Origin of the sequence: Microbulbifer yueqingensis, assembly GCF_900100355.1 — a bacterium.
GTDB classification, from domain to species: Bacteria; Pseudomonadota; Gammaproteobacteria; order Pseudomonadales; family Cellvibrionaceae; genus Microbulbifer; species Microbulbifer yueqingensis.
This window is the reverse complement of the sequence record NZ_FNFH01000001.1, coordinates 477,915-490,692: the sequence shown is the minus strand read 5'-3', so window position 1 is coordinate 490,692 and position 12,778 is coordinate 477,915. Positions and strand designations below refer to the sequence as shown.

At 63.6% G+C, this 12,778-nt stretch carries 11 protein-coding genes; 6 read left to right on the top strand and 5 right to left on the bottom strand.

The genetic code is table 11. The annotated features are described in order from the left end of the window. Nucleotides 1–3: 3 nt before the first annotated feature. Nucleotides 4–1,437 carry an RtcB family protein gene (locus tag BLT26_RS02195; RefSeq protein WP_091507529.1) on the top strand — a complete coding sequence of 478 codons (1,434 nt, stop codon included), beginning with the start codon at nucleotides 4–6 and terminating at the stop codon, nucleotides 1,435–1,437. 26 nt (nucleotides 1,438–1,463) lie between these two features. On the opposite strand, the gene BLT26_RS02190 is transcribed toward BLT26_RS02195, so the two are convergent. Together BLT26_RS02190 and BLT26_RS02185 are read right to left on the bottom strand one after the other, a co-directional pair. Continuing rightward, a complete protein-coding gene (locus BLT26_RS02190; RefSeq protein WP_091507525.1) occupies nucleotides 1,464–2,051 on the bottom strand; it encodes a nucleotidyltransferase family protein in 588 nt (195 codons plus the stop codon). A gap of 9 nt (nucleotides 2,052–2,060) precedes the next feature. Beyond that, a complete protein-coding gene (locus BLT26_RS02185) occupies nucleotides 2,061–3,104 on the bottom strand; it encodes an XdhC family protein (RefSeq protein ID WP_091507522.1) in 1,044 nt (347 codons plus the stop codon). Nucleotides 3,105–3,298: 194 nt separating this feature from the next. On the opposite strand from BLT26_RS02185, the gene BLT26_RS02180 reads away from it, so the two are divergent. Further along, entirely contained in the window at nucleotides 3,299–4,177 is an 879-nt protein-coding gene (locus BLT26_RS02180) for an aldo/keto reductase (RefSeq protein WP_091507518.1), read from the top strand. A gap of 30 nt (nucleotides 4,178–4,207) precedes the next feature. Here BLT26_RS02180 and rrtA read toward each other — a convergent pair whose 3' ends face one another. Next, nucleotides 4,208–4,840 (bottom strand): rhombosortase, encoded by a 633-nt coding sequence (gene rrtA / locus BLT26_RS02175; RefSeq protein WP_091507515.1) that lies wholly within the window; start codon nucleotides 4,838–4,840, stop codon nucleotides 4,208–4,210. Nucleotides 4,841–4,863: 23 nt separating this feature from the next. Next, the gene (locus BLT26_RS02170; protein WP_091507512.1) at nucleotides 4,864–5,454 is read right to left on the bottom strand and encodes an SLATT domain-containing protein; all 591 of its coding nucleotides are present in this window, start codon (nucleotides 5,452–5,454) and stop codon (nucleotides 4,864–4,866) included. Between the two features lie 224 nt (nucleotides 5,455–5,678). Between BLT26_RS02170 and BLT26_RS02165 the strand changes: the two genes are divergently transcribed. The 4 genes from BLT26_RS02165 to BLT26_RS02150 all read left to right on the top strand — a co-directional run bounded on the left by BLT26_RS02165 (nucleotide 5,679) and on the right by BLT26_RS02150 (nucleotide 11,383). Beyond that, nucleotides 5,679–7,055 (top strand): SLC13 family permease, encoded by a 1,377-nt coding sequence (locus tag BLT26_RS02165; protein WP_091507509.1) that lies wholly within the window; start codon nucleotides 5,679–5,681, stop codon nucleotides 7,053–7,055. A 140-nt stretch (nucleotides 7,056–7,195) separates the two neighbouring features. Further along, nucleotides 7,196–9,379 (top strand): S9 family peptidase, encoded by a 2,184-nt coding sequence (locus BLT26_RS02160; RefSeq protein ID WP_091507506.1) that lies wholly within the window; start codon nucleotides 7,196–7,198, stop codon nucleotides 9,377–9,379. Nucleotides 9,380–9,726: 347 nt separating this feature from the next. Beyond that, nucleotides 9,727–10,410, top strand: coding sequence for a hypothetical protein (locus tag BLT26_RS02155; protein WP_139169356.1), 684 nt, complete (start codon nucleotides 9,727–9,729; stop codon nucleotides 10,408–10,410). A 130-nt stretch (nucleotides 10,411–10,540) separates the two neighbouring features. After that, entirely contained in the window at nucleotides 10,541–11,383 is an 843-nt protein-coding gene (locus BLT26_RS02150; protein ID WP_091507499.1) for a metallophosphoesterase, read from the top strand. A 7-nt stretch (nucleotides 11,384–11,390) separates the two neighbouring features. On the opposite strand, the gene BLT26_RS02145 is transcribed toward BLT26_RS02150, so the two are convergent. Then, nucleotides 11,391–12,749: a 3-oxoacyl-ACP reductase gene (locus BLT26_RS02145; RefSeq protein ID WP_091507497.1), complete on the bottom strand. Its 1,359-nt coding sequence runs from the start codon at nucleotides 12,747–12,749 to the stop codon at nucleotides 11,391–11,393. Between the last annotated feature and the right edge of the window lie 29 nt (nucleotides 12,750–12,778).

The window sequence follows — 12,778 nt, the reverse complement described above, 5'->3', positions numbered from 1 at the left end:
CCTATGCACAGTGACTACCACCTGAAGCGGCAATCCGAGTTCAGCTGGCGGATCGACCCGTTTGGCAAGATGCGGGTGCCCGGCATCATCTACGCCGACGAGGCGCTGATCTCCGATATGGACGACAAGGTCTTCGAGCAGCTATGCAACGTGGCGACGCTGCCCGGTATAGTGCAGGCCGCCTACGCCATGCCCGATGCCCACTGGGGCTACGGCTTCCCCATCGGCGGTGTGGCCGCGTTCGATGCGGACGAAGGCGGCGTGGTCTCTGCCGGTGGTGTCGGCTTCGATATTTCCTGCGGTGTGCGCGCCCTGCGCACCGGTCTCACCATCGACGACATCGAGTCCCGCAAAACCGAACTGGCAAATGCACTCTACCGGCAAATTCCCGTCGGTGTGGGCAGCACCGGCCGCATTCACCTGAACGACAAGGGGATGACGGCGATGCTGACGGGTGGCGCGCGCTGGGCCGTGGAGCAGGGCTACGGTGACCCGGCTGACCTCGAGCATATCGAGGAGCGGGGCTGCATGGCCGGCGCCGATCCGGGAGAGATTTCGGCCCGTGCCCGCAAGCGCCAGCAGGACGAGATGGGCACCCTCGGCTCCGGCAACCACTACCTGGAAGTGCAGCGGGTGGCGGAAATCTACGATAAAAAAATCGCTGCTGCCTTCGGCCTGGAGGAAAACGATGCGGTGGTGTTTATCCACTGCGGTTCCCGTGGCCTCGGCCACCAGATCGGCACCGAGTTCCTGAAATATATGGTGCTCGCTGCCAGCAGCCACCATATCGACCTGCCGGACCGGGAGCTCGCCTGCGCACCGATCAATTCCGAGCTGGGCCAGGCCTACCTGGGTGCCATGCGTGCGGGCATCAATTGTGCGCTCGCCAACCGCCAGATCATCACCCACCTTACCCGGCAGGTTTTTGCCGACGTGTTGCCGCGCGCCGACCTGACGCTGCTGTTCGACGTCTCCCACAACACCTGCAAGGTGGAGACCCACACGGTGGAGGGAAAAAAACGCAAGCTGTTCGTGCACCGCAAGGGCGCCACCCGCGCCTTCGGGCCGGGCCACCCGGATATTCCCGAGACCCTGCGCGCGGTGGGGCAGCCGGTATTGATAGGCGGCTCCATGGGCACCGAGTCGCACATCCTCGCCGGTTCCCGGCAGGGGGAGGAGCTCTCGTTCAATTCCGCCTGCCACGGCGCCGGCCGCGCCATGAGTCGCCGCCAGGCGACCCGGCAGTGGAAGGGGCGCTCGGTGGTCGACGAGCTGGGTGCCCGGGGCATCGTGATTCGCAGTCCGTCGATGCGCGGTGTGGCGGAGGAGGCGCCCGGGGCCTACAAGGATGTGCGTGCCGTGGTCGACGCCGCCGAGCAGGCCGGCCTGGCCCATAAGGTGGCCCGCGTCGAGCCGCGGGTATGTGTCAAGGGCTGACCGCAGTAAGCGATATTCCCGTGTCTTCACCCCTGACGGGTGCGGCTCTGCCGAAATTCCAGCCAGTCTTCACGCGTGTCGATATCCACTGCGGCCGCAGGCAGCGGCAGGCTGGTGATGTCGCTTTCGTCCCGGCGCAGCAGGTCCCGCGCACCGCGGTCACCCTCGAGCCGTGCGAGCCGGGCAAAGGTTTTAGCGGGGAAGATCGCCGGGACCCCGCGTCGCTGGCAGTAACGGGCGCAGACTACCCCCCGCTTCCTTTCCCAGGCCGCCAGCAGGGCGGCGATATCCCCCGCGCCGACCGCTACCTGGTCTGCCAGCAGCACCAGCGCCGCGGAGCATTCCGGTGGCACGTGCCGGATACCGAAAGCCAGCGAACTGCCCATGCCTGCGCGCCAGTCGCGGTGTTCGCGCATGTCCAGCTGCGGGTGCGCCTGTTCCAGCTCCCGGTGCCATGCGCCACTGACAACAATCGGCGAGGGCAGACCCAGCGACTCCAGATGATTGACGCAGTGCTGCAGTAACGTCTTCCCGCGCCACTCCAGCAACAGCTTGCAGGCGCCGAAGCGATTGGCGGCCCCGGCGGCGAGGATGATTGGCTGCACACGCTTCATTGACGGTCCCTAGTCGGTCTCGGCAGGATCCCGGGTGGCCCGCGGGGCGGCACTGGTCGCTGCGGTCAGGCTGTCGCCGCGGCCACCATAGAAGGCTGCGTGAATCTCCGCGCAGGTGGACAGGGCAATGCTCTCCGGCAGCTCGCCGCCTATATCGAGGCCGATGGGGCCCCGCAGGGGCGTAACCAGCGTCGCGGGCGAAAGCCCGGCCAGGGCCAGCACCCGGTCGCGCCGGCTCACCGGGCCCAGCAGGCCCAGGTAGCGCAGCTGCCGCTCCTGTAGCAGCACCAGCGCCGCCGCGTCCAGCTCCAGGTTGTGGCTCATCAACACCGCGGCGTCGATCTCGCCCAGGTCCAGGTGTCGCGAAAGTTCTCCCGGCGGGCAGGAATAGCATTCACAGCCCGGAAAATACGCGGCCCGGCCGTTGGCCGGGCGCGGGTCGCACAGGCTTACCCGCCAGCCCTGGGTGCGGAACAGCCGTGCCATCGGCCGCGCGTCGACACCCGCTCCCATCACCAGGATGTGGGGCACCGGCGGCACCGGGGTCCGCAACCACTGGCCGTCACCGCGCCGGAGCAGCTCTGCGCGCGAAGCGAGAGACAGGTTATCGGGCAACAGGACCTGGGCAATGGCCTCTCCGGAGGTGGGAATTTTCTGCAGGTAGTAGCAGGGTTGGCGCTGATGCAGGTGCTGGCGCAATTCGCCCAGCCCGAGGTACTCGCTGGAGGAGAGCACCGGCTGCAAGAGAATTTCCACCTTGCCGCCGCAGCCGATGCCCAGCTGGAACGCGAAGTCGTCTTCGTCGCTGCCGTCATAGCACAGTGCGCGCGCCCGGCCGGACTGCATCACTCGTTGCGCATGGCGCTGGATATCTCCCTCCAGGCAGCCGCCGCTCAACAGACCGTAATGGCGGCCCAGTTCATCGAACAGCATCATGGCGCCGGCCTTGCGGTAGCAGGGGCCTGCAGTCCTGAACACAGTGCCGAGTACCCAGGCGCGTGAATCACGGTGTTCATACCACTGGTCCAGAAGCGTCGCGATTTGGTTGGCCATGGAGCCTGTTAATCCCTGGGGTGACCTTGGGCAATACTAGCTGATGGAGCTCCTTAGGGGCGGGCAGGAGAGGAGGGTGCAAGTCGATAGGCTAGACTCTCTGCACATCGGCCAATCAACCTCCTGTGCGTCTTCCCCTCTTTAATCGGATGGGACTCACGTGGATATGCCTCGCTGGTAGAAAAGGAAAAAGCATGCGCACACTGACACTCAATAATGGCGTTGAAATTCCCCAGATCGGGTTTGGTACTGCCGCCATCCGCGACTGGCAGATAGACGACTCCTATGTGACCGACACTATCCTGAAGGCGATGGCGGTAGGTTACCGCCATTTCGATACGGCCTCTGTCTATGGCAACGAGCGCGCGCTCGGGCGCGCCATAAAGCAGTCGGGTATCGATCGCCACGAGCTGTTTATCGTGAGCAAGGTCTGGGATACGGAGCAGGGGAGTGAAACCACGGCCGCCTTCGAGCGCAGCCTGGAGCGCCTGGAGCTGGAATACCTGGATATGTACCTGGTGCACTGGCCTGTGCCCGCATACACTCGCGAGACCTGGCAGGCCATGGAGGCGCTGTACGACGACAAGAAAATCCGCGCCCTGGGGCTGTCGAATTTCCGCAAGTCGGACATCGAGCAGCTCGCCACCTTTGCCCAGGTCCGGCCCACCTATAACCAGCTGGAGATCCATCCCTATTTCAGCCAGAAGGAGCTGGTGGCCTACTGCCAGTTCCACGAGATGGCGGTGGGCTGCTGGTCCCCCCTGGGCACCGGCGGCTGGAGCGACGTCAAGACAGAGGAAAAGCCCGTTACGGATCCGGCAGTCCGGGAGATTGCCGAGAAGCACGGCGTCAACGCCGGTCAGGTCATCCTGATGTGGGACATCCAGCAGGGCCGGATCGTGATTCCCAAGTCCGAGACCATGGAGCATATCGCCGGCAACTTTGACCTGTTCGGCTTCGAACTGAGCGACGACGATCTGCAAACAATTGACGGCCTCAATCGCGACCGGCGCCTGGGCGGTGACCCCGACACGGTGCACGAGCAGAACTTGCAGGTGAAAGTGCCGGACTGAGGCCCGGGCGGCCGGGTGTTTCGCTGCCAGTCAGCGGCGCAGGGTCCCGGTGGCGTCGACGAGCAGTTGCCCCAGCCTGGTCCCGAGCACTACCGCGAGCCCGGCGAGGACGCCACAGGCCAGTCCCCACAGGTGTGCCTCGTGAATCACCGGTGCGGCGATCCACTGTGCTACCAGTGAGCCTTCGGTGCCAAAATGCTCCGAATACACCTTCACGCCCAGGATGACCAGCAATACCAGCCCGCGCCAACGCGTGTCGCGCTCTGCTATCTCCTGCACCGCGCCCTGCGCGAGCAGTGCATGGAGTAGGCCCGAGAGCCCCATGTACCAGTCGATCCGGGGCTCGAAAATCACCAGCGTAAGTCCACAGAGAGCTGCCAGCAGCAGCACCTCGAGCAGCAGGCGGTGAACAGGCCGCTGGTTGGGAAAGAGTATCCAGTAGAGAAGGAGCCCGGCGAGGTTCAGCAACAGGTGATTGAGGTTGGTATGGGTAAAGTGTCCGGAGATGAGCCGCCAGTACTCGCCGGAGAGGACCAGGGAGCGTTCATAGCGCAACAGCGGATCCAGCTCACTGGAGTAGTAAAACGCGAGGCAGGGAAGGGCGAGCAGTAACAGCGGGCCGGCCCGGAAGTTGAGTTTTTCGATCAGGCTGCGCATGGTCATCCGGGCTCTCCTGTTGCTGGTGTTCAGGCGCCTGCGGGCTCAGTATTTTCAGGCTTGCTTTCGATGGCCCCGATTCTCCCGCGCCGGGCAAGTTCCACCAGTGAAGGCTCGCACTCGGCCTTGCGATTCTGCACCCGCAGGGCCTCCCGATAGACCTTGTCACCGACGATATACTCCTCCGCGCGCTGGTTGATATCGCTGTAGCGCGCGTTGAGCTCGGCAATCTTCATCGACAGGTGTTCCAGGTCGAGGATACCGTCGAAGTAGAGCGCAATCAGGCGCTCGCACTCCCGGGCTACCGCCAGGTATTCATTGCCGATCTCCCGGTGGCCCTCGTAATTCTTCTTGAAATTGAAAAATGTCTGCACCCCACCAAGCAGGGCCGTAATAAGGGCCAGGCCGGCGCCTGTCCATTTGGTCCAGTCGGGCAGCTCGGCATTGATCAGCGAGAAGAACAGCGAGCCCAGGAACAGGTTGATCACCACGATGGGCACCCCGCACAGCACGTGCAGGTTGCGCCCGCGCATGGAGGCACGGAAGTGGCTGTGCTTGCACAGGTGTGCATTCCAGCGGAGCTTTTCCAGGACTTCGACGGTATTGGGGATGCTCGTCATAAATCGACCGGTTCCTTCTGGCCAGAGGTCTTTGGGTTCTCTAGTTTGCCGCTGGCCGCAGCGATTGCCAACCTCTGCCTGCCAGGGGTCGTTCCTGCTGGCTGCAAGATTCTCCGCCATGTTGCAGCCAGCCCCGGGCTGGAGGCCGTCTTCGAATATGTGATCCAATAGGGGGATAACAGCCGAGCGCGGCATATAAGGAATTCCCGAGGACTACCTGCACCATGGCGATCACGCGGCAGCATTTCATTATCCTGGGCCCGCTTCTGGCGGCTGGCTTTTATCTACTGCTGCAGGGGTTGGGCACCCCCTATCTGCAGGCAGTTACCGCAGCCATCACCCTTCTGACAGTGATCTGGTGGGTTACCGAGGCGCTGCCGATTCCCGCTACCTCACTGGCCCCCTTCGTATTGCTGCCGCTGTTCGGGGTCGCCGACCACAAGCTGGTCGCATCGTCTCTGGGCAGCCATGTGATACTGCTGCTGATGGGGGCCTTCATTCTCTCCAAGGCGCTGGAGAAGAGCGGGGCCCATGAGCGGCTGGCCCTGTATATGCTGCAGCTGGTGGGGGTGTCCAGCGGCCGCCGGCTGGTGCTGGGCTTTATGCTGGCTGCGGGCCTGCTCAGCATGTGGATCTCCAATACCGCCACCACGCTGATGATGCTCCCCATCGCCCTGGCGGTCCTGTCGCGGGTGGAAAACCGCAGGCTCACCGTCGCCCTGGTACTGGGCATCGCTTACGCCGCCAGCCTGGGTGGGGTGGGCAGTCCTATCGCCACGCCTCCCAATGTCATCTTCATGGGGATTTATGAAGAAGTTACCGGCCGCGGCTTCAGCTTCCTGCAATGGCTGTTTATCGGCCTGCCGGTGGTGCTGGTGACCCTGCCGCTGATGGCACTGTGGCTTACCCGCGGTCTTCACCTTGAGAAATCCATCGAACCGCCACAGGTGGGGGAGTGGCGCCCGGAGGAGGTGCGTACCCTGGCGGTGTTCGGCCTCGCCATCCTGGCCTGGGTGACCCGCAGTGAGCCTTTCGGTGGCTGGAGCGGCTGGCTGGGCATTGAGGGCGCGGGCGACAGCACCGTGGCCCTGGCCGCGGTGGTGATGATGTTCGTGGTCCCCAATGGCAAGGGCGGGCGCCTGCTGGACTGGCAGACTGCGGAGACCATCCCCTGGGGCATGCTTCTGCTGTTTGCGGGCGGTATTGCCATCGCCAAGGGCTTCACTGCCTCCGGCCTCAGCGACATGATGGGCAACGGCCTGTCATTCCTGACCGCCATGCCGTTGTGGCTGATGCTGGTGCTGCTGTGCCTTTCGGTCACCTTCCTGACCGAGATCACCAGCAACACCGCCACCGCGACCCTGCTGATGCCGATCCTTGCTGTGGCTGCGGAATCGGCCGGGTTCGATCCCATGGTGCTGATGATCCCCGCTGCCATGTGTGCAAGCTGCGCGTTTATGTTGCCGGTGGCGACGGCGCCAAACGCCATTGCCTACGGCACCGGGGTGATCAGGATCCAGGATATGGTCCGCGAGGGCGCCGTCCTGAGTGTGCTGGCCTCGCTGATTATTGCGGGAATGAGCTGGCTGTTGCTGGTATAGCGGGGCGAGCGCTCCTGCCCGTTGAATGTTTTACGCGCCCTGTAAGGCCCCGTAAGGTTATCGTCCGTTTATTGCAAAAAAATTTGTTATAGGATGGCGCAAGGGATCGAATAACGACAAATACCGCACATGGAGAACCTATGAAAACGAGTGTCGCCCTGCTTGCTATTTCAATCGCCCTGGCGGGTTGCGGAAAATCGGAGCCAGAGACCACCAGCGTTAACCCTGGGGCCAGCGCCCTGGCCACAGAGGCGACACCACCTGTCGCGAGGAAAGAGCCCCACAAGATGTCCATTCACGGGGATCAGCGCATCGACAATTATTACTGGATGCGCGACGACTCGCGAGAAGACCCGGAAGTGCTGGCGCACCTGAAGGCGGAGAACGTCTACGCGGAGAGCGTCATGGCCCATACCCAGGCGCTGCAGAAGGTGCTCTACGAGGAGATGACCGGCCGGCTCGAAAAGGACAAGTCCACCGTGCCGGTAAAGGACCGGGGTTACTGGTATTACCGCCGCTACAAGCCCGGCCAGGAGTACCCCCTGCACGCGCGCCGCAAGGGCGACCTGGAGGCGCCGGAAGAGGTGATGCTGGACGTGAATGCGCTGGCGGAGGGGCAATCCTTCTTTCATGTCGGCGACACCGCAGTATCCCCGGACAACCGGCTGCTGGCGTTTGCCGAGGACAGTGTGGGGCGCCGGATTTACACGATCCGCTTCAAGGACCTGAAAACCGGCAAGATGCTGGATGACCGGCTGGAGAATGCCGAGGCGATGGCAGTCTGGGCCAATGACAACCGGACTGTTTTCTATATCAACAAGGACCCGCAGACCCTGCTGGGCTACCAGGTGATGCGCCACCGCCTGGGCACGCCCCAGAGTGAGGACGAGCTGGTCTACGAGGAGAAGGACAAGTCTTTCTACACCGGCATTTCCAAGTCCCGCGACGGCGAGATAATTTACATCCACCACTACTCCACCCTGGTGAAGGGACAGTCTGTGCTGGATGCAGACAATCCCGACGGGGATTTCCGGCCCCTGCACCCGCGGGAGGAAAAGCACGAGTATTTCGCCAGGAAGCTCGGCGATGAATACTTTATCAAGACCAACTGGCAGGCAGCGAACTTCCGCCTGATGAAGGTGGCGGTGGCGGATGCTGCCGACAAGTCCAGCTGGGAGGAGGTGATACCCCACCGGGAAGACGTATTGCTGGAGGATTTCACCACCTTCGAGGATCGCCTGGCGGTGATCGAGCGCGCGGATGGCCAGACGGCATTGCGGATCATCGGCCTGGAGAGCAAGGACGATTTCGAGGTGGGTTTCAACGACCCGGTCTACAAGCTCTCCCTGGATAACAATCCCGATCCGCAGGCCGCCTCGGTGCGGGTTGCCTATTCCAGCCTGACCACGCCCGATACGATATACGATGCGGACCTGTCCTCCGGCGAGCTGCAGCTGATGAAACGCGATAAAGTGGGCGGGGATTTCGAGCCCGACCTATACCAGAGCGAGGGGCTGACGGTCTCCGCCCGCGACGGCGTGGAGATCCCGGTATCGCTGGTGTATCGCAAGGATCGCTTCAATCGTGACGGCAGTAACCCCATGCTGCAGTATGGCTACGGCTCCTACGGCTACACTATCGACCCGGCATTTCGCCCGGATGTGATCTCGCTGCTGGACCGCGGCTTCGTGTTCTCCATTGCCCATATCCGCGGCAGCCAGAAGCTCGGCAGGGCCTGGTATGAAGACGGCAAGCTGTTCAACAAGATCAATACGTTTACCGACTTTATTGACGTAACCCGCGGCCTGACTGATAAGAAATACGCACACCCGGACAAGGTGTTCGCCGCCGGCGGCAGTGCGGGCGGCCTGCTGATGGGCGCAGTGGTCAATATGGCTCCGGAGCTTTATCGCGGGGTAACCGCGGACGTTCCGTTCGTGGATGTCGTCACCACAATGCTGGATGAGTCCATTCCGCTCACGGTCAACGAGTACGATGAGTGGGGCAACCCCAACAACAAAGACAGTTATGAGTACATGCTGTCCTACTCACCCTACGACCAGGTCACCGCGCAGGACTATCCCAACATGCTGGTGCTTACCGGCCTGCATGACTCGCAGGTGCAATACTTCGAGCCGATGAAATGGGTGGCGAAGTTGCGCGAGCTCAAGACCGATGACAATCGCCTGCTGTTCCACGTCAACATGGATGCCGGCCACGGCGGTGCGTCCGGGCGCTACCGCCGCTACGAGGACCGGGCCCTCCAGTACGCCTTCTACCTGGACTTGCTGGGCAAGGGCCAGCGTAAGGGGGCGGCCGAGTGAGCCTGGCCGCCTTTTCAGGCAATCGCCGAGACGGGTGGTAAGTTGCTGTTGACCCGGGACCGGCGGGCTCGCTCGCAGGTCCCGGAGTTTCCGCGGGTTCTTGCGCACTCGCGAATGTAGGTGCTACCCAAAGCGTTTCAGGAATGCTCATGACCAGGAAATCTGTTCTGCTTGCAGCACTCGTCTTTCTCCTCAGCGCAGGCGATCTGCAGGCGAAGCCCCAGCCTGTAACAGCGCCGAGGGTGATTGACGTAATGGCGGTGGATTACGCTTTTGCAGTTCCCACTGAAATCCCCGCTGGCTGGACAACTTTCCGCCTGCAGAATAGGGGCCGGGAGGTGCACATCATGTCACTGGCACAGCTTCCCGCCCCGGTTGAGCTGCGGGAAATCCGCGCACTGAACAGTGCCTATGTTCGTGACCAGCACCAGTTGAAGTCCGGAAGCATTACCCCGGAGCAGGCCGCCGAGCGCTGGCAGGAAATGGAGCCCAGCTGGTGGGGGGATATTGAAATGCAGGGCGGGGTCGGTTTTGTCTCACCCGGGCAGGTGGGCGAGACCACCCTCTATCTTGAGCCGGGCCTTTATGAACTCACCTGTCACATCAAGACCAGGGACGGCAAGTCCCACTTTATCATGGGCATGCGCGCCCACATCCGGGTCACGGGCGAGGGGAGTGCCACCGTGGCGCCCACCGCGCAGGCGAAGTTGACCGTGAGCAGTGATGGCCTTGTCCTGGCGGGAGAGTTGGGCCGGGGTGACCAGCTGGTAGAAATTCACTACACCGACAGCCCCGATCCCCTGCACGACGTGCACCTGGCAAAACTGGATGGCAGAGACAGCGAATTACAGGCTGCACACTGGATGAAGGGGGTCCAGGCACCGGCACCGGTGATTTTCCTGGGCGGTGTGGGGCACCTGCGCGGCGGGGAGAGTGGCTACTTTTCCGCGAGCTACCAGCCCGGCCACTATATGTTCCTGTGCCAGCAGCATCCGGAAGAGCAGCTGGTATTCGAGATTCCCGAAGTCTAGTTACCACCAACCCACTGACCTCGGTCCTCCCCGGACCTGCCGGCAGCCGCTGGCCAGCCGAACCCCAACGTCGCCATTGCCCCGGCGCTCGACTAGCCTTTCCGGAGAAGGTGACAGAACCGGGGTGCGGATGTCCATATTGCTCAAGTTCGGGAAGAACCGCAGGGGCCGGGACTTTGTCGTTGGCGACCTGCACGGTCACCTCCGGCAACTGAAACGCCAGCTCGAGGGAGTCGACTTTGACGCCGATCGCGACCGGCTCTTTTTTGTCGGGGACCTGGTGGATCGCGGGCCGGACAGCGAGGCGCTGCTGGCCATGATCGACCAGCAGGTGTACATCACCATTGTGGGTAATCACGAGGCGATGATGATAGCCGGCTGCCAGGATCCGGCGGAGGCGGCCCTGCACCTGATGAATGGCGGCGAATGGTTTTACCGGCTGCCGGAAGAGCGCCAGCGGTACTGGGCCGAGCGCGCGCGCAACTGGCCCTGGGCCATCGAGATCGAAACCGGCAGCGGCCGGGTCGGCCTGGTCCACGCCAACCTGCCCGGCGGGAACTGGGCGGCCATGACCCGGCAGCTGGAAGCGGTGGAGCCTGCCCGCACTGCCGGCGTATCTCCCGCGGAGGATCCCCTGGCGACAGTGGCCCGGGGCGTGCTGTGGGACCGGACGCTGGTGGAGCGGTTCTACGGGGATTTCCTCTCCAGCGAGAGCACCGCGCGGGAAATTGCCGCCTTCAAGGCGCGGGAGCTGGAGCGGGCTGGGCACGCGGGGCCGGGCAGCTGTGTGGAGTGGGTGGCCACAGCCCCGCAGGCGCAGTTACAGCCCTTCCGGGTTAGCGGTATCGACAGCGTTTACATGGGCCACAGCTTCGTGCCGATCCCCGTGCAGGTGGGCGACTGCCATTTCCTCGACAGCTACCGCGGCGAGCCGGGCCAGATGCTGGGCCTGGTCTGTATCAGCGAACCGTGAGCCCGGCTCAGGCCCCGATCAGTGCCTGCCCGCACACCCTGATCGTGTTCCCGTTGACGCCGTAGGCTCCCGGCGAGGCCAGGAAGCAGACCAGCTCCGCCACGTCGCGCGGTTCGCCGCCCTGCTTGAGCGAGTTCAGCCGCCGGCCGACCTCGCGGGTAAAGAACGGCATCTTCCCGGTCATGGCCGTCTCGATAAAGCCGGGTGCCACGGCATTGGCGCAGATACCGCGCGCGGCCAGTTCCCTCCCCAGTGCGTCCACGTAGCCGATCAGCGCCGCCTTGGTGGTGGCGTAGTTGGTCTGGCCGAAATTGCCGGCGATACCGCTCATGGAAGACAGGTAAACCAGGCGGGCCTCATCGCGGACCAGTCCCGCCTCCAGCAGGGCCGCGTCGATGCCAAGGACTGCTTCCAGGTTCACCTCCATCACCTGCTGCCACTGTGACGCCTGCATCTTGCCCAGCGTCTTGTCGCGGGTAATACCGGCGTTGTGCACCAGGATGTCCAGCCCGCCGAATTTCTCCCGCAAGAAATCTCCCAGCTGTGCCGGCGCATCGGCCGCCGTGATATCCAGTGCGAGTGATTCGATCTCCAGCTCCCCGCGCACGTGCGCCAGGTCATCTGCCGCCGCAGGCACATCCAGGGCCACTACTGTGGCTCCTTCCTGCCGGAGGCGACGGGCCGTGGCCAGCCCGATACCCCGCGCGGCGCCGGTAACCAGCGCCACCTTGCCGGCCAGAACCTGCTCGGTGGGCTGTGCCGCGGGCGGTGCGGTATCGGCGGACACGTCCAATGCCTGGCCGGAAACATAGGCTGACTGTGGGCCGCAGAAGAAACGCACCAGCATCTCCAGCCGCTCGGCGGCGGCACGGCTCACGTAGGCAAGGTTGACCGTAGTCCCCCTGGCCCCAAGTTCCTTGCCGAGGGAGCGGGTGAAGCCCTCCAGGCCCCGGGCCGCTGCGGCCGCAGCGGGGGACTCTGCACTGCCCACCGGAGGGGCCAGTACCAGCACACGGCCGTTGTTGGCGATGCGGCGCGCGAGGGGATGAACCGCTTCAAACAGTTCGGTGTAATCGCCCGGGGCGAGACAGCCACTGGCATCGACAAGGAGAATATCGCAGCGCTCGTCTCCGGCAAGCTCTCCCGGCTGACGCACATCGGCACCCGCCGCCGCCAGGATCGGGCGCAGTCCCGGCTCCAGGTAGCCATCGCCGACAGAGGCCAGTACCGCGACCTTGCCGGCGAAAAGCTCTGCGCTGTAGGGTCCGTCCGCGCGGGCGAGGGTGACAGGGTTCGGAAGCCCGGCTGAGCGCGCCAGCCAGGCAGTGAGTGGGTTGCTGTGCAGTTGTTGCAGGCGGTCGGGCATCGGGCTGTTACTTCTCGTTTCTACTTATT

Excerpts from the sequence above, each read along its gene's own strand:
- BLT26_RS02195 (WP_091507529.1), top strand. The coding sequence starts at position 4 with ATGCACAGTGACTACCACCTGAAGCGGCAATCCGAGTTCAGCTGGCGG.
- BLT26_RS02185 (WP_091507522.1), bottom strand. The coding sequence starts at position 3,104 with ATGGCCAACCAAATCGCGACGCTTCTGGACCAGTGGTATGAACACCGT.
- BLT26_RS02150 (WP_091507499.1), top strand. The coding sequence starts at position 10,541 with ATGTCCATATTGCTCAAGTTCGGGAAGAACCGCAGGGGCCGGGACTTT.
- BLT26_RS02170 (WP_091507512.1), bottom strand. The coding sequence starts at position 5,454 with ATGACGAGCATCCCCAATACCGTCGAAGTCCTGGAAAAGCTCCGCTGG.
- rrtA (WP_091507515.1), bottom strand. The coding sequence starts at position 4,840 with ATGACCATGCGCAGCCTGATCGAAAAACTCAACTTCCGGGCCGGCCCG.
- BLT26_RS02160 (WP_091507506.1), top strand. The coding sequence starts at position 7,196 with ATGAAAACGAGTGTCGCCCTGCTTGCTATTTCAATCGCCCTGGCGGGT.
- BLT26_RS02165 (WP_091507509.1), top strand. The coding sequence starts at position 5,679 with ATGGCGATCACGCGGCAGCATTTCATTATCCTGGGCCCGCTTCTGGCG.
- BLT26_RS02190 (WP_091507525.1), bottom strand. The coding sequence starts at position 2,051 with ATGAAGCGTGTGCAGCCAATCATCCTCGCCGCCGGGGCCGCCAATCGC.
- BLT26_RS02180 (WP_091507518.1), top strand. The coding sequence starts at position 3,299 with ATGCGCACACTGACACTCAATAATGGCGTTGAAATTCCCCAGATCGGG.
- BLT26_RS02145 (WP_091507497.1), bottom strand. The coding sequence starts at position 12,749 with ATGCCCGACCGCCTGCAACAACTGCACAGCAACCCACTCACTGCCTGG.
- BLT26_RS02155 (WP_139169356.1), top strand. The coding sequence starts at position 9,727 with ATGTCACTGGCACAGCTTCCCGCCCCGGTTGAGCTGCGGGAAATCCGC.